The sequence below is a fragment of the Shewanella sp. SM55 genome (genome assembly GCF_025654025.1).
GTDB lineage: Bacteria > Pseudomonadota > Gammaproteobacteria > Enterobacterales > Shewanellaceae > Shewanella > Shewanella oncorhynchi.
Genome location: NZ_JAKKRS010000004.1, coordinates 99991 through 124336, shown reverse-complemented (window position 1 = coordinate 124336; position 24346 = coordinate 99991). Strand labels below are relative to the sequence as shown.

Sequence of the window (24346 nt, the reverse complement as noted above, 5' to 3'; positions counted from 1 at the left end):
AACAAAAAAGGCCGCACAGCAGTCTTTTTATTACAAATTCAATGGCATATTAAGTTGTCGAAGATTGCTGAACTGTTCAAGAACATCAGCTATCCAAGACAACTAAACCGTCCAAGGTAACAGTTTTTTGGCAAAGTGATCGGCTTGGCCTAAGCGAATCGCTGCGCGGTGACGCATCCGATAAAATGCTTGATAGCACAGGGGGACTAAGTACAAGCTAGTCACTGTCGAGAACGATAAGCCACCGATAATGGCGATTGCCATGGGGTAATATGGCGGGCCGCCGCCACCGATTTGGGTATCACCCATTGCCAGTGGGACTAATCCCAGTACTGTTGTACCTACTGTCATTAACACAGGCCGCAAACGGGTGATACACACCTCCCGAATGGTGTCAGACAATTTGTCGAGATCCGGTGTCATCTGATTGATTTGATCCACTAGAACGATACCGTTGTTCACCACTATCCCCATTAAAATCAAGATACCTATCATTGCCATCACTGAAATAGGGGTGCCTGTGATAAACAGCGCCCAGAATACACCTGTGATGGAAAATAGGATCGAGGTAATAATCGCCGTTGGTAACAGTAGAGATTCAAACAACGCCGCCATAACAATATAAATCATCGCGACAGCCAAGAGCATATTAGTCACCATCACGTTCTGATCTTCATCTTGGCGCTCGAAGCCACCACGGAGTGAATAGTCGTAACCATCGGGGAAACGGATATTTTCCATCACTTGCTTGATCTTAGTTTGCGCCTCTTCTGTGGTGAGGTTTTCTAAGTTAGCCCCAATCGACAGCGAGGTTTGGCGATTGAAGTGTTTGATAGTATCGAAGCGGGGTTGGATCTCAATCTTCGCCAGATTATCTAAGGTGTACACTCTTTGGTCGAGGCGTACTATGGGTAACTGTTTGAGTTTCTCAAGTGACTTTTGCCATTCTTTCTCGTAGGCCATTTCGATGCGCAGCTCGCCATTAGGATCGTGGCGGAAGGATCGTAGCGGTGAACCGCGCAGTGCCATGGAGATACTTGAGGCAATTTCATTGAGTTTTAAATCTAACCGCGCCGCCATTTGTCTATCAATGCGGATAATCACTTCTTGCTGAGCGCCATTAAGCTCGGAGCGAACATCTTGCAATCCTTTGATGTTTTGCAACAAAGGAATAACTTGCTCGCTCAAATTAATCAGCTCAGAGGTTGAGCGCCCTGTGAGCGTGACTCGCACGCCAGAGTTGTCATTGCCCCAGCCAAATTGCGGTTTGGCGATGGAATACTTAGGGAAGCCACTGCGGATTTTCTTTTTTAACTCATCCACTGACATAGGCAAATCTTTCTTTAGGAGGATCACTGATGAGCCATCGTCAGAGGCATAATAGCTGTAGACAGAATCAATATGGAATTCCTCTTTATTGTTATAAAGATACTCTTCCATTTGGTTGACCATTGCCTCAGTGACATTGAGATTATGTCGACCTTCTACTTGGTAGTTAATGTAGATTCGTTCATTGCTCTCGCTGTCTTCTTGATCCTGTTTAACCATAGATAGCGGCAGGGCGGTGGATGCGAGTATCGCTACAGCAATCACGCCTGAACGCCAAGGTCTGAGCAATACCCAATCTAGGGTATTATTGTAAAAACGTTGTAATTTACCCGCATCCTTTTCGGGGGCGATGTTGAAGTGAAACTTAGTCAACATCAAAGGGATTAAGGTTTTTGCGACCAATAGCGACGCGGCGAGTGAAATACAAATCGCAATAGCAACATGCTCTAGAAAAATAGTGATCTCGACTTTTACGCCAAAAATATTAGGTAAAAATACAATGGCGGTTGTCATTGTGCCTGCCAATACCGCCAGAGACACTTTATCAACCCCCGTCATGACTGACTCTTCATTGTCCTTAGGGTGTTTACCCTGTTTTTCCTGCAGTACGCTCTCAGTGACAACCACAGCGTTATCAATCAGCATACCGACGGCGAGCAGGAGTCCCATCATAGACAGAATATTCAAGCTGTAACCGAGTAGATACATAGCGGCGAGCGTCATACCGATTGAAATAGGCACGGATGACACAACCACTAAAGTCATTTTCAAATTACGCAGGAATAAGTACAGCACTACAAAGGACAGCAGTGCACCGATTAACCCTGAAAGCAGCAAATCCATTAGTGAAGATTTTACTCCAGAGGCTTGATCTTCCATGATAAACAGGCGAATACCTTGGAACTGTTGGTCCTGCTTAGCAAGTTCAATCACCTTCATGACACGGTCTGACACTTCGACTAAGTTAGCGCCAGATTCCTTAAAAACATCCAAACCCACGGCATAGTGCTTATCTAAATGTCGACCTTCGATACGTTCAGGTAGGGCAAATTGTACATCGGCGATATCGCCTAAGGTCAATCCGGGGATCAGTACTAGTGCTTTGATATCTTCAAGGTTTCTAAACTCACCCTTAGGTGAAACTTGATAAACGATATTACTGGCCCTGAGTGTACCTGCGCTCAGCACAAAGTTCTCTCTGCCGAGACGTTGTTGCAAATCTGTGGCTGAAAATCCACTGGCGGCAAGGCGGTCGGCATTGATGCGTACCTCAATTTGCTTTTGCTCAACGCCGTACAGGCTGACCTTAGAGACACCTTCAACACGTTCAAGTGGACGCTTGAGCTGTTTATCGAGTAGATCGAATGCACCTGAAAGCTCACGATCACTTGAGATGCGTATGGTGAGCACAGGCATGTCGGCGGTGGAGAATTGTCGGATAAAGACCCGCTCCACATCCTTGGGCAGTAAATGCCGCACAGCATCGATTTTTTCCCGCGCTTCTAAGCTCTTAGTAGCAACGTTTTCCCCCCACTTCATGTTGATTTCGATTTCGGCGCCTTCTTGGGAGGATTCTGATTCAAGCTCATCAATCCCCCCCATAGTCGCGAGGGATTCCTCCAGCACTTTGGTAATATCGCGCTCCACTTCAGCAGGGGTCGAGCCTTTGTAAGGCACTTCCACCACTATCTGTGGGATATCGATACCGGGGAACATTTCCAGCGGTAATAGGCGACTCGAGGCGAGACCAAACAGCAAGATAGCAAAGAAGAACATGCTGGTGGTTACGGGGCGCTTAATGGCTAAACGGGTGAGGTTCATGGGCGAGCCTCCTCTACGTTTACATGTGAGCCTGTTGCTGCGTATTCTTTACGGTCGAACAGGGCATAGAGCACTGGGAGCACAATTAAGGTCAGTAGTGTTGATAAACTCAGACCAAAGATCACCGTAATCGCCATCGGTGCGCGCACCTCTGAGCCATCACCTAGACCTAGCGCCATCGGCAATAAGCCTAAGGTCGTGGTGAGGGTTGTCATCATAATCGGGCGTAGGCGCGATTTAGCTGCATCGCGAATGGCATCAAGTTTTTGAGCACCTTCGCTACGCAGTTGATTGATCCGATCCACAAGCACAATCGCGTTGTTCACGACGATCCCCGCCAACATGATAAGGCCAATAAATACCACCACACTCAAATGAGTTTGGGTGATATAAAGCCCAAGTACACTGCCACCTAATGCCATAGGTACGGCAAAGAGGATAAGCAAGGGGTGCAGTAGTGATTCAAACTGACTCGCCATGACTAAATACACTAAGAAAATCGCTAAGATAAGGGCAATTTTGAGTGATTGGAACGAGTGCTCCATTTCCTCATTTTGACCACCAAAACGGGCCTGGACCGATGCGGGTAACACTTGTTGCGATAGTATCTGCTGCGCCTGTGCCACCGCATCGCTTAAATCACCATAGGCGAGGTTAGCTGATACGAGAGCCACACGTTGTTGGCTGATGCGGTTAATCGCAGATGGGCCTAATTGCAATGAAACTTCTGCAACTGCGCTTAATGCAATAGGCTGACTGCTATTCGGATTGATGATTAAGGCATCGATATCGCTGATTTGATCCCGCTCCGCGAGTTCACTGCGCACCAGAATATCAATCTTACGGTCACGCACTGTGTATTGACTGGCAACAGTACCACCAACACGTTGGGCAATACGGTTCGCAACCGTTGGTGCATCCATTCCTAGGGCCGCTAACCTTGCATGATCGAAACGGATACTTAGCTCAGGTTGACCATCACGTAGACTGGTGTTCACGTCGGCAAAACGCTCCGATGCGGATAATGCTTTGACGAGACTATCTGCGCTGCGTTTGAGTAAGTTTAAATCGTAACCTGTGAGTTCAATCTCCAGTGGCGTTTTAAAGCTGAATAACTCAGGTTGCTCAATTTTCGCTTCAAGTTCAGGAATGCGGCGCGCAGTATCACGTAATACTTGAGTGACTGCGTTATAGGCACTGTGGTCGTTAAGCACCACTTGCAAGCGGCCCCAGTTTTCACCCCCGCGGGCAGTATCCGAAGTCATCAAACCGCCGCTACCAGCTTGGCTATAAGCATGTTTAACTTCGGCTCTGTCTTTAATGGACAGTGCAAGTTGCTGTAATATCTTGTCGGTTTCGCTCACTGCCGTACCCGGCGGTAGCAAGATCTCCACATAAAACTCACCCTGATTCATTGGCGGAATAAGCTCCATACCAAGTCGCGGTAACAAGCTAATACAAGCGCCTGTTATTGCAATCGTGAGTAACAGTGTTGCTTTTTGTTGGCGCAGCGCCGAGGCCAGAAGTTTGTAATAAACCTTCTCAATACTGTGGTAGACAAAGTTAAATGCTGAGCTTAACGGGCGCATCACTAGACCAATAAGCCATGAGAAGAAGCGGCCTAAAATCAACACTAAGGTCAGTAGTGCACTGGGTAAGTAACTAACAATTAATAGAATAGGAAAGGAAAACACAGTCGCACTATAGTGTTTAAGCTTGCCCATTCTAGTGGTGGGTTTATCCTTAGGTGTCGTTTTTATCAGCGCGGGTAAGGTTTTAAAGCCTTCACGTGATGCCAGCATTGGGATGGACGTTAACGCGACTAATAGCGATGCTAACAGTGCAAAAGTGACCGTTAGCGCTTGGTCTGAGAAGAGGGCGCCGGCAATCCCATCCACAAATACTAGCGGCACAAACACCGCAAGAGTGGTGAGTGTTGAGGCAAAAATTGCGCCTGCCACTTCTTTAGTCCCCGTCACTGCAGCTTCTAATTTACTCATGCCTTCGCTACGGCAGCGGTCTATGTTCTCTAATACCACAATGGCGTTATCGACCAAGAGACCGATGGCAAGGGCAATACCACCTAATGACATGATGTTTAAGCTGATATCGGCAAAATACATCATGTTAAAGGTGGCGATGACTGAGAAGGGAATCGAGATAGAAATAATCAGTGTCGGGATGATATTACGCAAGAACAGGTAAATCACTAGCATAGATAACAAGCTGCCCATCAGCGCAGAAGAGGTGACTTCGCTGACCGCACTTTCGATAAACTCAGACTGATCGTAAATCACTTCGAGCTTATTTTGCTTAGGGTCTTGATTGATTTTGACGAGTTCATCGCGCAGTTTTTTGGCGACAGCGACAGTATTTGCATCACCTTCTTTATAAATGGCCAGTTCAATCGATTCTTGACTGCCAATGCGGGTGATATCACTACGCTCCTTGTAGGCATCTGTGATGGTAGCAACTTCGAATAAACGGACTAAAGCTTGCTCATCGCGATAGACGATCACTTGGCCGAGTTCATCTAATGAGTTGAATTGGTTTAGCGTTCGTACTAAGTATTCGCGATCACCTTGGATCACTTTACCCGCAGAGAGGTTGATGTTTTCCTCATTAATACGACGTTTAATATCATCGGCATTGAGATTGAGCTGCGACAGTTTTTCTTGATTGAGCTGAATATGCACTTCTTGCTCTAGGCCGCCAGATAAACGCACGGCGGCGACCCCAGATAGCGCCTCTAAACGACGCTTAAGCTCTTCCTCTGCATAGGTGCGCATTTGTTTGAGATCGGCTTCTGAGGCATTGGGCACAGACAGCGCAAGACGCATAATGGGGTCGAGATTGGGGTTAAAACGCAGTAATAAGGGCTTTTTAACATCAAGTGGCAGAGCGATAGTGTCGAGCTTTTCACGTACATCTAAACTCGCCATATCCATTGTTGTGCCCCATTCAAACTCAAGCACCACATCTGACATGCCGGAGCGCGAAATAGAGCTGATTTTACGTAAGCCTTTGACCACGCCAACGGCTTCTTCAATCGGTTTAGAGACGAGCTGTTCAACTTCTACTGGCGCCGCACCGTCATACATAGTGCGAATGGTTAACGTGGGATAGCTTAAGTCTGGCAGTAACTTCACCGCTAGGCGGGAAAATCCCACCATACCGAATAAAATCACTGCCAGCATGAACATCCATACCGTGACTGGCCGTTTAACGGAAGTGCTGATAATTGACATGAAAGGCTCCTATCAGTTCTTAGCGGAAGCAAGATCGAGTGGGGTGATCACTTCGACTAAGGATTGGTCTTTCAAGTTTTGCTGGCCACGGGTAACGACTTGCTCACCGGGGTTAATACCTGTAATCACTTCTACCGAATCACCTTCACGGTAGCCAATTTCGACTTCACGACGGTTCGCATTGGTACCATCAATAACATAAAGCGCTTGTTTGTTGTCTTGGTTAATCAAGGCGCTGTAGGGAACAGTAATCACGTTCTCGTGGGTATCGTATTTGAGCTCAACCCGGGTAAACATGCCAGCTTTAAGGCGCGCCTCTTGATTCGGCACAGCAAGTGTCACCTTAAAGGTGCCACTTTGTGGGTCCACAATCGGGCTTATGCGCAACACTTTGGCGTGGATAGCATTCTTGCTATGTTGATTACTAAACACTTGTGCTTCTTGGCCGAGTTTTAAGCTGGCAAGCTGTTGCTCTGGGAGATGAACTATACCGTGGAGTTCATCTTGGTTGACTATATAAAACAAGTCGCCAAATTCCTTCGCCATATTGCCAGCTTTAACATAGCGTTTAGCAACGACGCCGCTGATAGGGGAAAGGACGCGGCTTTCTTTTACTTGCAGTTCGGCGAGATCTTTTTTAGCAATAGCGGCTTGCAAGTTATATTCAAGTTTGGCCATTGAATCCGCGCTGATAAATTCTCTGTTGCTCATTTTCTTCAGACGATTCAATTCCTGCTCGATGATTTTGACTTCGGCTTCTGAGCGGTCTAAATCGTATTGCTGTCTTTTGGCATCAATAACAGCCAGCACTTGGCCCTTTTGAACGCGGTCACCTTCTTCAACAGCGAGAGATTCAATGAGTCCTGATATACGACTCACTACATTGGCTTCCTGTGGCGCTTCTAAGGTGGCAGTTGTACTGTAAAAAGAAGAAACGTTTCCTTGCATCACTGTAGTGGTTTCGACGGGAATGGCATATTTTTCTTCTTTTTTGACCACTTCTTCCTCACCACAGGCTGCTAGCATCGAAATCATTAGCAGTGGCAGGGTGAATTGAGCAATTTTTGACTTTTCCATAAGAATGTTACCTGTTGTCTTTATTGTGATGTCAGTTGACAGCAGAAACCATGCCAATGTTTAAATTTGTTTAATTTCAGTCTATTAGTCGTATTTTTGGCTAAGTGTGATTTGTGATTCTTACCAAATGTAGCCAAAAGGTTTAAAAAGTGATGAGAATAACTAAACGTGGTTAATTAAGATTACACAAGTGCGCAATTGCAACAATGTATTTTGTCAGGAGAGGTAAGTTTAAAAGAGGATTATTTGAAATGAAAAAAGCGCCCTTAGGCGCTTTTTAATGCGTAAGTCGTGGGACTTAGCGTTTGTCTTGTGCGACGAAATCACGCGCAGTTTCACCAGTATATAACTGACGTGGACGGCTGATTTTGTGGCCTGGTTGATCTAACATTTCTTTCCAGTGAGCAATCCAGCCTACAGTACGTGCCAGTGCGAACAGCACAGTGAACATACTGGTTGGAATACCAATGGCTTTCATAATGATGCCAGAGTAGAAGTCGACGTTTGGATACAGCTTTTTAGAAATGAAGTATTCGTCTTCAAGTGCAATGCGCTCAAGCTCCATTGCCACATCCAAGAGTGGATCTTGTACTTTCAGTTCTTTCAGCACTTCATGACAAGTTTCACGCATCACTTTGGCTCGTGGGTCAAAGTTTTTGTAAACACGGTGTCCAAAGCCCATCAGACGGAAAGGATCATTTTTATCTTTAGCGCGTTCAATGAATTCAGGAATACGGTCTACTGAACCGATTTCTTCTAACATTTGCAAACAGGCTTCGTTAGCGCCGCCGTGTGCAGGGCCCCAAAGAGATGCGATACCTGCTGCGATACACGCAAATGGGTTTGCACCTGAAGAACCGGCTAAACGTACTGTTGAAGTCGATGCATTTTGCTCATGATCTGCATGTAAAATGAAGATCCTGTCCATTGCACGTTCAACAATAGGGTTCACGACGTATTCTTCGCACGGTACAGCAAACATCATGCTTAAGAAGTTGCCTGCATAGCTTAAGTCATTACGTGGGTACACGAATGGCTGGCCTGAAGAATACTTGTAGCACATGGCTGCTATCGTAGGCATTTTTGAGACTAAGCGATAAGCGGCGATTTCGCGGTGACGTGGATCGTTAACATCCAGAGAGTCTTGGTAAAATGCAGATAATGCACCCGTCACACCACATAACATGGCCATAGGATGAGCATCACGACGGAAACCTCTAAAGAAGAAGGCTAGCTGCTCGTGAACCATAGTGTGGGTTTTAACTGTATGTACAAACTCAGTATATTGCGCTTTGGTCGGCAGTTCACCGTAAAGCAGCAAATAACACAGGTCTAGGTAATCGGAGTCAACGGCAAGTTGATCGATTGGATAGCCACGGTGTAACAATATACCTAGATCACCATCAATATAGGTAATTGCAGATTCACAGGAGGCAGTCGCAAGAAAACCTGGATCAAAAGTAAAGTAACCTTTGTTGCCAAGTTTACTGATATCGATTACGTCAAAACCAGCGGTTCCCTGCTTTACTGGCAATTCTATCGAGTCGTTCCCTGGTAATTCTAATTTGGCTTTTAAATCAGCCATACCCCGTTCTCCTTACTTAGTTCTTATCTGTGAGTGCGGCATGTCAAACCGCCATTACTTTACAGCCATTCTAGATCACATTTCAATTTAAATAAGCGTTTAAATTTGTTAGACCATGGTATAAAAGCCTTTACTTTTCTATTTGTAACTGGCACTTACAGTAAAAAATAGTCAAAAAAACATAATTTGCATTCTGTGATGTTTGTATTTGACATTTGCCGCGAGTATACTTGCCTCGCCCAATAAGGGCCGCAAACAACGATTATAAAGCACCCTTTGTTTACATGTTAAATGAGTGCGTGCTCAGATAGTTAACTGTTTGTTTAAACTTTGCTTTTGTGTTTACTTTTGCAGTGATCAACCTCCTGTTTAAAGTTTGTACAAAAGCGGTTCACATAACAAAAAAAATGCTCAATGGAGCTGAGTGAGCAGAACGTGAAAAAGCAAAGACCTGTCCATTTAGATCTGCAGACCATTCGCTTTCCTGCAACAGCGATTGTGTCAATTCTTCACCGTGTTTCCGGTGTCATCATGCTGTTCGCAGTTGGCATTCTCATTTGGTTGCTAAATTCATCTTTAGCATCAGCTGAAAGTTTCGCTGGCGTACAGTCTCTATTCGATAACTTTGTGATGAAGTTTATCCTGTGGGGCATTATGACTGCACTGGCCTATCACTTGTTTGGTGGCCTGCGCCACTTAGTAATGGATACCGGTCGTTGGGAAGAATTGTCATCGGGTGCCGCATCAGCGAAAGCTGTATTTGCCTTAACGGTAGCCTTTTCAATCATAGCGGGGATCTGGGTATGGTAACCAATGCAGCAAGTTTTGGACGCAGTGGTGTTCATGACTATATTCTACTACGCGCTAGTGCAGTGATCCTCGCCTGTTACACCATTTTCTTGGTTGGCTTTATTGCATGTAGTTCCCCTCTCACCTACGACGTCTGGCATGGCCTATTTAGTGCTCTGCCAATGAAAGTGTTTACACTTCTGACGCTGGTAGCCTTATTAGTACATGCTTGGATTGGTGTATGGCAAGTGCTGACAGATTACGTTAAGTGCACGTCGTTACGTGGTGTTTTACAGTTCACCTTTGTCGTTACCGTATTTTGTTATTTAGCGGCCGGCATTGTTATTGTGTGGGGTGTCTAAGTGAGTATTCCAGTACGCGAATTTGATGCTGTAGTGATCGGTGCCGGTGGCGCTGGTATGCGTGCAGCGCTGCAGATTTCCAAAGAAGGTAAAAGCTGTGCGCTTTTATCAAAAGTATTCCCAACCCGTTCTCATACCGTATCTGCGCAGGGTGGTATCACTGTTGCGTTAGGTAACGCCCATGAAGATCATTGGGAACAACACATGTACGATACCGTGAAAGGTTCCGATTTTATCGGTGACCAAGAAGCGATCGAGTTCATGTGTAAAACCGGTCCTGAAGCCGTGATTGAACTTGAGCAAATGGGTTTGCCTTTCTCTCGTTTCGAAAATGGTACGATTTACCAACGTCCATTTGGTGGTCAATCTAAGAACTTTGGTGGCGAGCAGGCTGCGCGTACTGCGGCAGCTGCCGACCGTACTGGTCATGCTTTGCTTCACTGTTTATACCAACAAAACGTTAAGCATAAGACGCAAGTCTTCTCAGAATGGTATGCATTAGATCTCGTTAAAAACGATGATGGCGCCGTTGTGGGTTGTACTGCGATTGAAATTGAAACGGGCGATATCGTTTATTTCAAAGCTAAGGCAACGATTCTAGCGACCGGTGGTGCAGGGCGTATTTATGCTTCGACCACTAACGCACATATCAACACCGGTGACGGCGTCGGTATGGCAATGCGTGCTGGCGTGCAAATGCAAGACATGGAAATGTGGCAATTCCACCCAACTGGCATCGCCGGCGCGGGTGTACTTGTGACTGAAGGTTGTCGTGGTGAAGGCGGTTATCTGCTGAACAAAGACGGCGAGCGTTTCATGGAGCGTTATGCCCCTAACGCGAAAGATTTGGCATCACGCGACGTGGTAGCACGTTCTATGATGACTGAAATCCGCGAAGGTCGTGGTTTAGACGGTCCATTAGGCCCACACTGTTTGCTCAAGCTTGATCACTTAGGTAAAGAAACATTAGAGGCACGTTTACCAGGCGTGTGTGAATTGTCTCGTACTTTTGCCCATATCGATCCAGCCGATGGTCCAATTCCAGTGTTGCCAACCTGTCACTATATGATGGGTGGCCTACCAACTAAGGTCAGTGGTCAAGTTATTCGTAAGAATGAAGACGGCACTGAACAAGATGTTATTGGTCTGTTCGCTGTGGGTGAGATTGCCTGTGTATCTGTACATGGTGCAAACCGTTTAGGTGGTAACTCATTGCTTGATTTAGTGGTCTTTGGTCGCGCAGCGGGTCAGCATTTAGGTAAAGCTTTGGATGAGACTGACGATCCAAAAGATGCTAGCGATGCGGATATTGCTGCCTCTCTGGCGCGTCTGAATCGTTGGGAAAGCAACAAAGATGGCGAAGATCCAGCGCAAATCCGTAAGGATCTGCAACTGTGTATGCAATTAAACTTCTCTGTATTCCGTCGTGGCGATGCTATGGCTGAAGGGTTAGAGCAGTTGAAAGTGATTCGTGAACGTCTTGCAAATGCTAAATTGTCTGATAACTCTCGTGAATTCAATACTCAACGTATTGAATGTTTAGAGTTAGATAACTTGATGGCAACGGCAATCGCCACGGCTTATGCGGCTAACTTCCGTACTGAAAGCCGCGGTGCTCACTCACGTGAAGATTATTTAGAGCGTGATGATGAGAACTGGTTATGCCACAGCTTATTTGACCCAATCACTGAAACGATGGATCGTCGTGCAGTGAACATGGCACCTAAGTTACGTGAAGCATTCCCGCCGAAGAAACGTACCTACTAGGAGTTGCAAAGATGAAATTGACATTTGCAGTTTATCGCTACAATCCTGACGTAGATACTAAACCGTATATGCAGGATTACAGCTTAGAAGTGGCTGAAGGCTCTGACATGATGGTGCTCGATGCACTGATCAAGTTGAAAGAGCAAGATCCGACTTTGTCATTCCGTCGCTCATGCCGTGAAGGCGTGTGTGGTTCAGACGGCGTGAACATGAATGGTAAGAATGGTCTGGCGTGTATTACCCCAATTTCAACCTTTAAAGGTAAGAAATTAGAAATACGTCCATTACCAGGTATGCCAGTTGTTCGTGACTTAGTTGTTGATTTAACTCAGTTCTATAAGCAGTATGAGAAGATCAAGCCTTACCTCATCAATGATGAGAAACAACCTGCTCGTGAACACTTACAATCCCCTGAAGAGCGTGCTCATTTAGATGGTTTGTACGAATGTATCATGTGTGCCTGTTGTTCTACGGCTTGCCCATCATTCTGGTGGAATCCTGATAAGTTTATCGGTCCAAGCGGTCTGCTTCACGCATATCGTTTCTTGATCGACAGTCGCGATACAGCTACAGAAGAACGTTTATCTGAGCTGGACGACGCCTATAGCGTGTTCCGTTGCCATGGCATCATGAACTGCGTTGACGTTTGTCCAAAAGGTCTTAATCCGACTAAAGCAATTGGTCATATTAAGTCCATGCTGTTGAAGCGAGCAGTGTAATGCGAGAACCCGAGCTGAAACCAATAATAATATAGCTCTTGAAGAGTCACTTTCTGGTAGCAGAAGGTGACTCTTTTGCGTATGTAATGGAAGACAACGCGCCGTATATCTGGACATCTAGGGGCGGCAGAAATTATGCGTCGAAGGTAATCTCTACAGACTGCATATTTAATACTATGGCTAAGCACGTGTATAAAGTTTGAAAGGAATAGAAATGCACCAAGGCATCATGAAAGCCTGGCTCGAATCATCTCACTTAAGTGGTGCAAATTCGACCTACGTAGAAGAGATGTATGAAGCCTATCAAGAAGACCCACAGTCAGTCGCTGATGATTGGCGTGCGGTATTTGATAATCTCCCTCCTGTGAACGGTGCCTCTGTTGATGCGCCTGAAGCTGCTCACTCAAAAGTACGTGATTATTTTCGCAGTTTAGCGTTAGAAGGACGCCATAAGAGCTCTGCTCGTGTGACGGATCCTGAAATGGATGCTAAACAAGTTAAAGTCCTGCAATTAATTAACGCCCATCGTTTCCGTGGTCACCAAGGTGCTAATCTTGATCCCCTCGAATTGTGGAAACGTGAACCCGTAGCTGATTTAGATCCTGCCTTCCACGGCTTGACTAAAGAAGACATGGAACGTGAGTTTAATACAGGTTCTTTTGCTCATGGTGGCGAAACCATGAAGCTCGCGGATTTGGTAAAAGCGCTGAAAGCCACCTACTGTGGTTCTATCGGTGCTGAATATATGCACATTACCGATACCGATGAGAAACGCTGGATCCAACAACGTCTCGAACCTTCCTTAGGTAAAGCTAACTACGATAAAAGTGTTAAGACACGCATTCTTGAAGGCCTTAACGCCGCAGAAGGTATTGAAAAATACTTAGGTGCTAAATTCCCTGGTGCGAAACGTTTCTCGTTAGAAGGCGGTGATGCGTTAGTGCCTATGATGCGCGAAATTATTTATCGTGCAGGTGAAGCCGGTACTAAAGAAATCGTCGTCGGTATGGCTCACCGTGGTCGTCTGAACGTATTAGTGAACGTATTAGGTAAGCGTCCAGCTGAACTGTTTGACGAGTTCGCGGGTAAGCATGCTGATACCCACGGTTCTGGTGACGTTAAGTACCACCAAGGTTTCTCCTCTGATTTTGAAACGCCGGGCGGCAATGTGCATTTAGCACTGGCCTTTAACCCATCGCACCTTGAAATCGTTAACCCTGTGGTGATTGGCTCTGTACGTGCCCGTCAAGATCGTCGCGGTTGTAAGGATGGCCTACAAGTCATGCCTATTACTATCCACGGTGACTCTGCAATTGCAGGTCAAGGGATAGTACAAGAGACATTCAACATGTCTCAAACCCGTGGCTTTAAAGTCGGCGGCAGTATTCGCATCGTAGTGAACAACCAAGTGGGTTTCACGACGTCTAACCATGCGGACACTCGTTCGACGGAATACTGTACTGACATCGCTAAGATGGTTCAGGCACCGATTTTCCACGTTAACTCTGATGATCCCGAAGCCGTTGCTTTTGTGTCGCAGTTAGCCGTTGATTATCGTAACGAGTTCAAACGTGATGTGGTGGTTGAATTAGTGTGTTATCGCCGTCATGGTCATAACGAAGCCGATGAGCCAAGTGCGACTCAGCCGTTGATGTATGCCAAGATCAAGAAACACCCAACGCCACGTAAGATTTATGCAGACAAGCTAATCGCTGAAAACGTGATGGCTGCTGATGATGTGACTGGTCTTATCAATAATTACCGTGATGCATTAGATCAAGGTGATTGTGTGGTTAAAGAATGGCGCCCAATGACGCTGCATTCTGTTGATTGGACACCGTATATCGGTCGTGAGTGGGACGAAGCGTATCAAGCCTCTATGTCGGCTGAGCGTTTACAAAGTCTGGCTGACAAACTGAGCTATGTACCTGAAAGTCATCCGTTGCAATCACGTGTTGCTAAGATTTATAGCGACCGTTTAGCGATGGCAAAAGGCGAGAAGCCACTCGATTGGGGTTTTGCAGAAACGCTGGCTTATGCCTCAATTCTGGAAGACAACAAGCGTGTACGTATTACAGGTCAGGATTCTGGCCGCGGTACTTTCTTCCATCGTCATGCTGTATTGCACAATCAAAACGATGGCACGACTTACATGCCACTGCGCAATATTGCTGATGAACAAGGCCCAATTGATATTACTGACTCAGTATTATCTGAAGCCTCAGTACTGGCGTTTGAGTATGGTTATGCCACAGCAGAACCCGGCGGATTGACTATTTGGGAAGCCCAGTTTGGTGACTTTGCTAACTGTGCCCAAGTGGTAATCGATCAGTTCTTGTCATCGGGTGAGCAGAAGTGGGGCCGTTTATGTGGTCTGACTATGCTGTTACCCCATGGCTATGAAGGTCAAGGCCCTGAGCATTCAAGCGCCCGTTTAGAGCGTTTCTTGCAGATGTGTGCTAACCACAATATGCAAGTGTGTGTGCCTTCAACACCTGCACAGGTCTACCATATGTTGCGCCGCCAAGTGGTGCGTCCTATGCGTCGTCCACTTATCGTTATGTCGCCTAAGTCATTACTACGTCATCCATTAGCGGTTTCAAGCTTGGAAGAATTAGCCAATGGCAGTTTCCAAAATGTGATCGGTGAAATCGATACGTTGGAAGCAAGCAAGGTGGACCGAGTTGTCTTCTGCAGTGGTAAGGTTTACTTCGAACTGCTGGAAAAACGTCGTAAAGAAAATATCACTAACGTAGCGTTAATCCGTGTCGAACAGTTATATCCGTTCCCACATGATGAAATGATCGTTGCTTTGGCTGATTACCAACATGTGAAAGATTTTGTTTGGTGTCAGGAAGAGCCACAGAACCAAGGTGCTTGGTACTCTAGTCAACACCATTTCTGGGCCGCGGTTCCTGCAGGTGCACAGTTAACTTATGCTGGTCGTGAAGCGTCAGCTGCACCAGCGTGTGGTTACCCTGAGTTGCACACGCATCAGCAAGAATCTTTAGTGAACAGTGCCCTGAAACTTACAATCACACTGTAGTAATAGACATTTTATAAAAGGATAGTTTTTCATGAGTATCGAAATCAAGGTACCCGTACTACCAGAATCTGTTGCCGATGCCACGATTGCCACTTGGCATGTGAAAGTGGGCGAGCAAGTTTCTCGTGATCAAAACCTGGTTGATATTGAAACCGATAAAGTGGTTCTTGAAGTGGTTGCGCCAGAAGATGGCCACATTGGCGAGTTCTTATTTGAAGAAGGCGCCACTGTTCTGGGTGAACAAGTGATCGCTAAATTCATCGCCGGTGCTGTATCGGGCAAAGAAGTCACTAAAGCACAAGCTGAAGCGGCAACGCCTGCAGCTGAAACCAGCGATGAAAGCAGTGATGCGTTAAGCCCATCTGTTCGCCGTTTACTGGCAGAGCACAATGTTGATGCCAGCAAAGTAAAAGGCACTGGTGTGGGTGGTCGTATTACTAAAGAAGACGTTGAAGCCTTTGTTAAGTCTGCCCCTAAAGCTGCGGCGCCAGCAGCACCTGCTGTAGCTCCGTTAGCGGCTGGCCGTAGCGAGAAGCGCGTGCCAATGACACGTCTGCGTAAGACAATCGCAAACCGCTTGTTAGAAGCGAAAAACTCTACCGCTATGCTCACGACGTTTAACGAAGTGAACATGAAGCCAATCATGGATATCCGTAAGCAATACCAAGATATCTTTGAAAAGCGCCACGGTATCCGTTTAGGCTTTATGTCTTTCTACATCAAAGCCGTGACTGAAGCGCTGAAACGTTTCCCAGAAGTCAACGCGTCTATTGATGGCGATGATATCGTCTATCACAACTACTTCGACATCAGCATCGCAGTATCAACACCACGTGGTCTGGTAACACCAGTGTTACGTGACACTGATACCATGAACTTAGCTGAAATCGAAAAAGCAGTTCGTGACTTAGCCCTTAAAGGCCGTGACGGTAAGCTGACTGTGGCTGACATGACTGGCGGTAACTTCACTGTGACTAACGGTGGTGTTTTCGGTTCACTGATGTCTACACCGATCCTTAACCTGCCACAAAGTGCGATTTTAGGCATGCATGCCATTAAAGATCGCCCAATGGCAGTCAATGGTCAGGTTGAAATCCTGCCCATGATGTACCTAGCACTCTCATATGACCATCGTATTGTTGATGGCCGTGAGTCTGTTGGTTTCTTGGTTGCGATTAAAGACTTCCTAGAAGACCCAACTCGTCTGCTGCTTGATCTGTAACACAACTCGATAAGAGATTGCGCTTAAAGAAATAGCCAGACATACCCTCGTGACTGGCCCAAACGGGCCAGTTGGATTTGATTAGAAGTATACGGATAGATCATCATGAATTTGCATGAGTATCAGGCAAAATCCTTATTTGCCGAATATGGTTTACCAGTGTCAGAAGGTTTTGCATGTGATACAGCCCAAGAAGCTGTAGAAGCGGCAGGCCATATTGGCGGAAATTTATGGGTTGTTAAGTGTCAAGTACACGCAGGCGGCCGCGGTAAAGCAGGTGGCGTTAAAGTCACTGGCGATAAAGAAGAAATCAGAGCCTTTGCCGAACACTGGTTAGGCAAAAATCTGGTGACTTATCAAACTGATGAGAAAGGCCAGCCAGTTGCTAAAATTTTAGTAGAAAGCTGTACCGACATCGCTAACGAACTGTACTTAGGTGCCGTTGTTGACCGCGCGACTCGTCGTGTTGTGTTCATGGCGTCGACTGAAGGTGGTGTTGAAATTGAGAAAGTGGCAGAAGAAACGCCAGAACTCATCCACACTGCAATCATAGATCCTTTGACTGGCCCACAAGGTTATCAAGCACGTGATCTTGGCTTCAAGTTAGGTTTAAACCCAACTCAAATGAAGCAGTTCACTAAGATTTTCATGGGTCTGGCGACTATGTTCGTTGATCATGATTTCGCATTGCTTGAAATCAACCCACTGGTTATTACCACTGAAGGCAACCTACACTGTCTAGACGGTAAAATCGGTATCGACGGTAACGCACTTTACCGTCAACCAAAAATCAAAGGCATGCACGATCCATCACAGGATGATGCCCGCGAAGCTCACGCTGCTAAGTTCGAGCTGAACTACGTTGCATTAGACGGTAACGTTGGCTGTATGGTGAACGGTGCTGGTCTTGCGATGGGTACTATGGATATCGTTAACTTGCACGGTGGCAAGCCAGCGAACTTCTTAGACGTAGGCGGCGGCGCGACGAAAGAACGTGTAGCTGAAGCATTCAAAATCATTCTGTCTGACAGTAATGTGAAAGCGGTTCTGGTTAACATTTTCGGCGGTATCGTACGTTGTGACATGATCGCAGAAGGTATTATCGGCGCTGTTAAAGAAGTGGGCGTTAAAGTACCTGTTGTGGTTCGTTTAGAAGGTACTAACGCTGAACTTGGCCGTGAAGTATTAGCTAAATCAGGTCTAGATATCATTGCAGCTACCAGTCTAACTGACGCGGCTGAGCAAGTAGTTAAAGCTGCGGAGGGCAAATAATGTCTGTCTTAATCAATAAAGATACCAAGGTAATTTGCCAAGGTTTCACTGGCGGTCAAGGTACATTCCACTCACAACAAGCTATCGATTACGGTACGCAAATGGTGGGCGGTGTGTCTCCTGGTAAAGGTGGTCAAACTCACTTAGGTCTGCCAGTGTTCAACACTGTGAAAGACGCTGTGGCTGCGACTGGTGCGACTGCTTCTGTGATCTATGTTCCGGCTCCGTTCTGTAAGGATGCCATTCTTGAAGCTATCGACGGTGGCATCGAGCTTATCGTTTGTATCACTGAAGGCATTCCTACACTGGACATGCTGCAAGTTAAAGTGAAGCTTGAAGAAACTGGCGTTCGCATGATCGGCCCTAACTGCCCAGGTGTTATCACCCCAGGTGAATGTAAGATCGGTATTATGCCAGGTCACATCCACTTAAAAGGCAAAGTGGGCATCGTTTCTCGTTCAGGTACTCTGACTTATGAAGCGGTTAAGCAAACAACGGATGAAGGTTTCGGCCAATCTACTTGCGTAGGTATTGGTGGTGACCCAATTCCAGGTACTAGCTTCATTGATGTACTGGAAATGTTCCAAAACGATCCACAGACTGAAGCGATCGTTATGATCGGTGAAATCGGTGGTAACGCTGAGGAAGATGCGGCGGCTTTCATTAAAGCACACGTGACTAAGCCTGTTGTGTCTTATATTGCGGGTGTCACTGCACCTGCAGGTAAGCGTATGGGCCATGCTGGCGCGATTATCGCTGGCGGTAAAGGTACTGCAGAAGACAAATTTGCTGCATTAGAAGCAGCGGGCGTGACAACTGTCCGCTCGCTTGCTGATATCGGCAAAGCGCTGCGTATTCGTACAGGTTGGTAAGCTAACCTTTCGAATATAAAAGGCGCCTAAGGCGCCTTTTTTATTGGCTGTAATTTCGGCAGCGAATCGCAGTAAATAACAGGAATGGGATTGAGCTAACACCATGAAGACTAGATATTTTTTCTTCTACGGGTTAGATTAATGCTTCTCTACTCCGCGCTCGTCTGTGTCATTGGCGAGGATAATGTGAGTAGAGCCATTAACCATGAGCTAAGTGCTTATGGCTTCAGTGCTGTTCTGCAAAAAATCTTGAACTCAAATTTATTTAACACGGTTGCAGTCTATCGTTGCGAGCGTATTTGTTTTATGGGGCTTATCGCATTGGGGGAGGGTAAGCAACAGAGTCGATGTTAGCCACAGTAACGGCTTAAACATCACATTTTTTTACGAGGGAAAAACTGTGAAAACACCTAAAATCATTATTTCGGAAATTGACTTAGAAAGACTAGAGCGATTATTGGAGTCACTGCCGGCAAATGCGTTTCCGGGCAAAGCGGCATTGGAGGCTGAATTAGACAGAGCCGATATTGTGCCTGCATCACAGGTGCCCGCGAATGTGGTGACCATGAATTCAGAAGTGAAGTTTAGCGTTTCATCCAGTAATGAGACTTTCTGTTTACGTTTAGTGTATCCAAAAGACGTGAACGGCGCGGGCACGATTTCTATTTTGGCGCCAGTGGGCAGCGCATTATTAGGGCTCTCTCAAGGTGATGAAATTGAATGGCCAGGTCCGGGTGGTTCTATGGTAAAAGTGCGTATTGAAGAAATCCTGTATCAGCCTGAACGCAGTGGTGATTTCCACCGTTAAGCTTGAGGTATTGGCGTAGTGTCGTTGACGTTACGCCAGTGCACTTTAAGCGAACCATTGGTTGATTTTTAAGTGCCATTTTTGAAGGAGCAAAGATGATAACCCAAACTGAACGGTTAATTATTCGACCATTTACTGAGCAAGATTGTGAAGCGCTTTATTTGATGAACAGTAATCCCGCGATGCTGAAATACATTCCCACCGCGGCATTTACAGCTCGCGAGCAGGCGGTTGAGTTGTTTCACAAGGTGATCCAAGTCGATTATCAGCAACATGGTTTTGGTCGTTGGGCGGTAGAGCATAAAGCCGATAAGCGGGTGATTGGTTTTTGTGGTCCGAAATTTATTCCAGAATTCAGCGAAGTCGAACTGGGTTATCGTTATTTCCCTGAGTATTGGGGAACAGGAATTGGTACTGAGGCCGCATTTGCTGCATTAGCCGAATTTAAACGTTTTGGTATTGATCAGACGATTGCACTTATCTTAGCAGGGAATCTCGGTTCTGAAGGCGTGGCTAAGCGTGTGGGCATGCATTGGCGTGAGCAAAATGAGTTTATGGGCCATAAAGTGAATATCTACGCCAAGGTGTTATAGCGGTTTGCCCGTAAACATCATCCAATAAAAAACCAGCCTTAGGCTGGTTTTTTGCTTAATTCTTTATAAACACAATGGCCGACTTAGGCGTCGTTATGCTCACAGGTATCGTTGGTGCAAGTGCCGTACAAATATAAGCTGTGATTAGTCAGCTTAATGTTGTGTTTCATGGCAATTTCATCTTGACGACGTTCGATGACTTCATCTGAAAACTCAATCACTTTGCCACACGATAGGCAAACTAAGTGATCATGATGATGCTGAGTCGATAGTTCGAAAACGGCTTTACCGCTCTCAAAATGATGGCGACTGACAATACCTGCATCATCAAATTGGTTTAACACACGGTAGACGGTGGCTAGACCAATTTCTTCACCGATATCGAGCAGCTTCTTGTACAAATCTTCTGCACTGATATGTTGGTTTTCAGGTCCTTGCATCAGTTCTAGGATCTTGACTCGTGGCAGGGTAATTTTCAAACCCGCTTTTTTTAGCGCTTGATTTCCATCTGTCATTGCTAATCTCTTGATTGCAGAACCAATAGGTTCATCCGTGGATAGTGTTTGCCATTATAGGTGCTCAGGTTGAAAACTTAAACCTTTGTTCTGGCTTTCTAGGGCGATATGCAGATAAATTGTGTCAATAGGCGTTAAATCACAATATTTTGCGGCAATTCAAGCATAGTTTTTGTATGGTTATACCAAGGAATAATATTCACGGCTGCCAAAGTCAGTGAGAATAATTCAAATAAATAAAATAATAAGGAATCGGCATGTACCAGCAAATTGTGGTGTTAACCGGCGCAGGGATCTCAGCTGAGTCGGGTTTACGCACCTTTCGCGATCAAGATGGTCTATGGGAAGAGCATCATATTGAAGACGTTGCTACACCAGAAGGGTATGAACGTGATGCTGAATTGGTAGAGCGATTTTACAATAGTCGTTGGTTGCAACTGCACAGTGGCACGGTTGAACCCAATGCAGCGCATGTGGCCTTGGCAAAGTTGGAAGCGGACTTTAAAGGTCAATTACTTATCATCACGCAAAATATTGATGATCTGCATGAGCGTGCGGGCTCGCGCCGCTTATTGCATATGCACGGTGAATTATCCAAAGGCCGTTGTCCGCGCTCACGTCAGACCTTTATTTTACGTGAGCCCTTTGGTGCCGATAATTGCTGTACTTGTTGTATTCCGGCCCAGCGATTACGCCCCCATGTGGTGTGGTTTGGTGAAATGCCCTTAGGGATGGATCGAATTCACGATGCGCTGGATAACTGCGACTTGTTTATTGCCATTGGCACCTCTGGCACTGTGTATCCTGCCGCGGGCTTTGTGGATACAGCTAACCATCATGGGGCTCAAACAGTCGAAGTGAATATGATGGCACCCGATAGACACAGTCAGTTTCAATATCACCTCACAGGAAAAGCGGGGGAGTTAGTGCCTCAGTTGGTTGATACCATTTTAGCGGGTCGAGTGATTGGCAGTGAGTCGAACACATGAGCGAAAAAGTTGCGATTATAATGCGTGGCTTACCGGGCAGTGGTAAGTCACATTGGGTTGAAACTTACATTCTTTCCCTTCCTTTAGAAAAAGCCATTGGCGTGCGGCAACGTGGCGTATTTTCGACCGATAGTTTTTTCTACCATGAAGATGAATACCGTTTCGATGCCAAGAAATTACCTGAGTTTCATCAATGTAATTTGACGGGGTTTATTCTGGCACTTTCTTCAAGCGAGCCCGTGGTTATTTGTGACAATACCAATCTGTGCCACTGGGAATACATGGCCTATGAAGCGGCGGCAAAAGCCTTAGGTTATCAAGTTAGAATTGTGCTTGTGGGTGAACCAAGCAGTCTGGCTCATCAGCAGGAATGCGCGAAACGCAATCGCCACGGCGTTCCTTTGGCACAAATTCAGCGGATGGCGAAGGGATTTGAAGATTTTTAATGTCAGGTACTTACTTATGTTGAGTATTGTGATCTGTAGCTATCAATTTTAGGCATGGGTCCCGCAGTGTTTTCGCCCTGTCATAAGTCTGTTGTACTCTGTTTCAACATTCTGCTTTGTCTATGCGTATGGCTCTTACATTCGCCTTATCTATTTGACTGTGTACTTTAAGCTTGATCCCAAAGACAGTTTATCCACATAAGTCTGCGTATAATGCGCTAACTTGTGTGGCATTGAAGGGCTAATGCAAGATTGCTGCTGACTTGATCGAGACCATTGAGCACAAGCGGACGTTTATCAGAGGAAAGAGCCATGCTCATTAAAATTTTACTAACAGTCTTAGTCATTGCTGGCGCTTGGTTTTTACTGGTGAAACGCAAGCGTCAGATTGAACCTCAGGCTGTTAATCTCAGTTCAAAGCGTTTTAGTGAACCGCTGTGGCGTCGATACCTGTTGACGAGTGTATTTGTGGTGATTGGATTTAGCCTGCTGAGTTACAGTGTTTGGTATTGGCGCGATCAGCATAGAATTGTCACTGTGAGAATTGTGTCACCGAATGCCGACAATAACGGCGAGTATCGTGTGCGAAAAGGGGATATTTCAGACTCGAAAATGGTCACTATTGATGGCATCCATATTCGCTTTTCGACCCAAGAACGGTTGGCAATTATCGAAACCGACTAAGGCATATTTATTTTACTAAATTACCTTGCACGCCTTTTCATTGCCAACTTATGCGGTAAACTAGCGACAATTTTTTAGCCTGCACTTAAGTGGAATCGTTAACTTAAGTTTTTTTTCAGGAGGACAAATGATTACTGCTTATGTCTATGATAATCGTCACCTTACTGTGACAGAGCTCGGCATACTGGACAGTATTCCCGCGTCGACCATTTGGTTAGATCTGTATAAACCCGATGATGAGGAGCGAGAGTGGTTAAGTCATTTTTCTGTTGAAGAAGTGCCTGACGAAGAAGATATCAATGAAATTGAGGCCTCAGCACGTTTTTATCAAAACAGTGACGGCTTGCATATTAATTCGTTATTCCCACAGCGTGTCGGCCAAGATGTGCGCGGCGTTAACGTTTCCTTCAACCTTCGTAGCAATTTTTTACTGACAATTCGTGAAGAAGACGTAGGTCTTATCCGTTTACTGCGTAACTATTTGCGTTTGGGGCGGTTAGAAGTATCGACACCGCAGGAATTGTTTCTCGAATTATTTAACCTGAAAGTGGATTATCTATCTGACTTAATTGAAGATGTTTACACTGTACTTGAAAATGTCGGTGAGCAAGTATTTGATAACGATGAACTTGACGATGTATTTAAACTCATCACTCTGCAAGAAGACTCTAATGGTAAAATCCGATTAAGTTTGCTCGATACTCAGCGTTCACTGCGTTATATGCAGCGTTATTATCGTGGCCAGTTATCCGATGAACATTTAAAGGACTTGCGGGAAATGTTGTCGGATATCGAGTCGCTGATGCCCCACAGTCAGTTTATCTTCGATAAGTTAAACTTCTTGCTCGATGCGGCCATGGGTTTCAGTGGTCTGCAGCAGAACAAAATCATCAAAATCTTCTCGGTTGCCGCTGTGGTGTTTCTACCACCGACCTTGATTGCCAGTAGTTATGGGATGAACTTTGCCAGCATGCCTGAGCTTGAGTGGCAATACGGTTACCCTATGGCGATTGTGATGATGTTAGCCAGTGCCGCAGGTACTTACTTCTTCTTTAAACGTAAGCATTGGTTATAAGTCAGCCGCTAGCTGTGTTGGTTTTCTCGAATTAAAAATAAGGGGCGAATGTAATATTCGACCCTTATTTTTATCACTGCCATTTAACTACGTTCATTCAATGACTTTTATTCAATGAGTGAGACTC

Annotated in this window: 19 protein-coding genes; 14 read left to right on the top strand and 5 right to left on the bottom strand. The window is 45.8% G+C overall.

The features are described 5' to 3' along the window. Positions 1–102 precede the first annotated feature (102 nt). From L5L91_RS07665 to L5L91_RS07650, 4 genes are all read right to left on the bottom strand, one after another. A complete protein-coding gene (locus L5L91_RS07665; RefSeq protein ID WP_263236035.1) occupies positions 103–3150 on the bottom strand; it encodes an efflux RND transporter permease subunit in 3048 nt (1015 codons plus the stop codon). Then, positions 3147–6398: an efflux RND transporter permease subunit gene (locus L5L91_RS07660; protein ID WP_263236033.1), complete on the bottom strand. Its 3252-nt coding sequence runs from the start codon at positions 6396–6398 to the stop codon at positions 3147–3149. The genes L5L91_RS07665 and L5L91_RS07660 overlap by 4 nt, the downstream gene beginning before the upstream one ends. A gap of 12 nt (positions 6399–6410) precedes the next feature. Beyond that, a complete protein-coding gene (locus L5L91_RS07655; RefSeq protein ID WP_105252698.1) occupies positions 6411–7475 on the bottom strand; it encodes an efflux RND transporter periplasmic adaptor subunit in 1065 nt (354 codons plus the stop codon). 298 nt (positions 7476–7773) lie between these two features. Then, positions 7774–9060: a citrate synthase gene (locus L5L91_RS07650; RefSeq protein ID WP_263236031.1), complete on the bottom strand. Its 1287-nt coding sequence runs from the start codon at positions 9058–9060 to the stop codon at positions 7774–7776. Positions 9061–9474: 414 nt separating this feature from the next. Here L5L91_RS07650 and sdhC point away from each other — a divergent pair, with 414 nt between their 5' ends. The 10 genes from sdhC to L5L91_RS07600 all read left to right on the top strand — a co-directional run bounded on the left by sdhC (position 9475) and on the right by L5L91_RS07600 (position 20510). Continuing rightward, positions 9475–9870 (top strand): succinate dehydrogenase, cytochrome b556 subunit, encoded by a 396-nt coding sequence (gene sdhC / locus L5L91_RS07645; protein WP_012089416.1) that lies wholly within the window; start codon positions 9475–9477, stop codon positions 9868–9870. Then, on the top strand, positions 9864–10211 hold the full coding sequence (gene sdhD / locus L5L91_RS07640) for a succinate dehydrogenase, hydrophobic membrane anchor protein (protein WP_028759700.1): 348 nt from the start codon (positions 9864–9866) through the stop codon (positions 10209–10211). The genes sdhC and sdhD overlap by 7 nt, the downstream gene beginning before the upstream one ends. Next, on the top strand, positions 10212–11978 hold the full coding sequence (gene sdhA, locus L5L91_RS07635) for a succinate dehydrogenase flavoprotein subunit (protein WP_105252695.1): 1767 nt from the start codon (positions 10212–10214) through the stop codon (positions 11976–11978). It begins immediately after the preceding gene. 11 nt (positions 11979–11989) lie between these two features. After that, positions 11990–12697: a succinate dehydrogenase iron-sulfur subunit gene (locus tag L5L91_RS07630; protein ID WP_028759701.1), complete on the top strand. Its 708-nt coding sequence runs from the start codon at positions 11990–11992 to the stop codon at positions 12695–12697. Between the two features lie 214 nt (positions 12698–12911). Further along, complete coding sequence (sucA, locus tag L5L91_RS07625; RefSeq protein ID WP_028759702.1) at positions 12912–15743, top strand: 2-oxoglutarate dehydrogenase E1 component; 2832 nt, start codon at positions 12912–12914, stop codon at positions 15741–15743. A gap of 31 nt (positions 15744–15774) precedes the next feature. After that, positions 15775–16965 (top strand): 2-oxoglutarate dehydrogenase complex dihydrolipoyllysine-residue succinyltransferase, encoded by a 1191-nt coding sequence (odhB, locus tag L5L91_RS07620; protein WP_006081977.1) that lies wholly within the window; start codon positions 15775–15777, stop codon positions 16963–16965. 105 nt (positions 16966–17070) lie between these two features. After that, the gene (gene sucC, locus L5L91_RS07615) at positions 17071–18237 is read left to right on the top strand and encodes an ADP-forming succinate--CoA ligase subunit beta (protein ID WP_006081976.1); all 1167 of its coding nucleotides are present in this window, start codon (positions 17071–17073) and stop codon (positions 18235–18237) included. Further along, positions 18237–19109 (top strand): succinate--CoA ligase subunit alpha, encoded by an 873-nt coding sequence (sucD, locus tag L5L91_RS07610; RefSeq protein WP_028759703.1) that lies wholly within the window; start codon positions 18237–18239, stop codon positions 19107–19109. The genes sucC and sucD overlap by 1 nt, the downstream gene beginning before the upstream one ends. 400 nt (positions 19110–19509) lie before the next feature. Then, positions 19510–19917: a nucleoside diphosphate kinase regulator gene (gene rnk, locus L5L91_RS07605; protein WP_028759704.1), complete on the top strand. Its 408-nt coding sequence runs from the start codon at positions 19510–19512 to the stop codon at positions 19915–19917. Between the two features lie 95 nt (positions 19918–20012). Next, positions 20013–20510 carry a GNAT family N-acetyltransferase gene (locus L5L91_RS07600; RefSeq protein ID WP_263148927.1) on the top strand — a complete coding sequence of 166 codons (498 nt, stop codon included), beginning with the start codon at positions 20013–20015 and terminating at the stop codon, positions 20508–20510. 83 nt (positions 20511–20593) lie between these two features. Here L5L91_RS07600 and fur read toward each other — a convergent pair whose 3' ends face one another. Further along, the gene (gene fur, locus L5L91_RS07595) at positions 20594–21025 is read right to left on the bottom strand and encodes a ferric iron uptake transcriptional regulator (protein WP_028759706.1); all 432 of its coding nucleotides are present in this window, start codon (positions 21023–21025) and stop codon (positions 20594–20596) included. A gap of 257 nt (positions 21026–21282) precedes the next feature. Here fur and cobB point away from each other — a divergent pair, with 257 nt between their 5' ends. The 4 genes from cobB (at position 21283) to corA (ending at position 24219) form a co-directional block, all read left to right on the top strand. Continuing rightward, complete coding sequence (gene cobB / locus L5L91_RS07590) at positions 21283–22014, top strand: Sir2 family NAD+-dependent deacetylase (RefSeq protein ID WP_028759707.1); 732 nt, start codon at positions 21283–21285, stop codon at positions 22012–22014. Next, positions 22011–22460, top strand: a complete 450-nt coding sequence (locus L5L91_RS07585; RefSeq protein ID WP_263199631.1) for an ATP-binding protein — start codon at positions 22011–22013, stop codon at positions 22458–22460. Before cobB ends, L5L91_RS07585 begins: the two co-directional genes overlap by 4 nt. 312 nt (positions 22461–22772) lie before the next feature. Next, entirely contained in the window at positions 22773–23144 is a 372-nt protein-coding gene (locus tag L5L91_RS07580) for a hypothetical protein (RefSeq protein ID WP_263236030.1), read from the top strand. Between the two features lie 127 nt (positions 23145–23271). After that, the gene (gene corA, locus L5L91_RS07575; RefSeq protein WP_105252689.1) at positions 23272–24219 is read left to right on the top strand and encodes a magnesium/cobalt transporter CorA; all 948 of its coding nucleotides are present in this window, start codon (positions 23272–23274) and stop codon (positions 24217–24219) included. Positions 24220–24346: the final 127 nt, after the last annotated feature.

Bases quoted from the DNA above. Each gene is read 5' to 3' on its own strand.
- L5L91_RS07665 (WP_263236035.1), bottom strand. From the start codon at position 3,150: ATGAACCTCACCCGTTTAGCCATTAAGCGCCCCGTAACCACCAGCATG.
- L5L91_RS07660 (WP_263236033.1), bottom strand. From the start codon at position 6,398: ATGTCAATTATCAGCACTTCCGTTAAACGGCCAGTCACGGTATGGATG.
- L5L91_RS07655 (WP_105252698.1), bottom strand. From the start codon at position 7,475: ATGGAAAAGTCAAAAATTGCTCAATTCACCCTGCCACTGCTAATGATT.
- L5L91_RS07650 (WP_263236031.1), bottom strand. From the start codon at position 9,060: ATGGCTGATTTAAAAGCCAAATTAGAATTACCAGGGAACGACTCGATA.
- sdhC (WP_012089416.1), top strand. From the start codon at position 9,475: ATGGAGCTGAGTGAGCAGAACGTGAAAAAGCAAAGACCTGTCCATTTA.
- sdhD (WP_028759700.1), top strand. From the start codon at position 9,864: ATGGTAACCAATGCAGCAAGTTTTGGACGCAGTGGTGTTCATGACTAT.
- L5L91_RS07630 (WP_028759701.1), top strand. From the start codon at position 11,990: ATGAAATTGACATTTGCAGTTTATCGCTACAATCCTGACGTAGATACT.
- sucA (WP_028759702.1), top strand. From the start codon at position 12,912: ATGCACCAAGGCATCATGAAAGCCTGGCTCGAATCATCTCACTTAAGT.
- odhB (WP_006081977.1), top strand. From the start codon at position 15,775: ATGAGTATCGAAATCAAGGTACCCGTACTACCAGAATCTGTTGCCGAT.
- sucC (WP_006081976.1), top strand. From the start codon at position 17,071: ATGAATTTGCATGAGTATCAGGCAAAATCCTTATTTGCCGAATATGGT.
- sucD (WP_028759703.1), top strand. From the start codon at position 18,237: ATGTCTGTCTTAATCAATAAAGATACCAAGGTAATTTGCCAAGGTTTC.
- L5L91_RS07600 (WP_263148927.1), top strand. From the start codon at position 20,013: ATGATAACCCAAACTGAACGGTTAATTATTCGACCATTTACTGAGCAA.
- fur (WP_028759706.1), bottom strand. From the start codon at position 21,025: ATGACAGATGGAAATCAAGCGCTAAAAAAAGCGGGTTTGAAAATTACC.
- cobB (WP_028759707.1), top strand. From the start codon at position 21,283: ATGTACCAGCAAATTGTGGTGTTAACCGGCGCAGGGATCTCAGCTGAG.
- L5L91_RS07585 (WP_263199631.1), top strand. From the start codon at position 22,011: ATGAGCGAAAAAGTTGCGATTATAATGCGTGGCTTACCGGGCAGTGGT.
- L5L91_RS07580 (WP_263236030.1), top strand. From the start codon at position 22,773: ATGCTCATTAAAATTTTACTAACAGTCTTAGTCATTGCTGGCGCTTGG.
- corA (WP_105252689.1), top strand. From the start codon at position 23,272: ATGATTACTGCTTATGTCTATGATAATCGTCACCTTACTGTGACAGAG.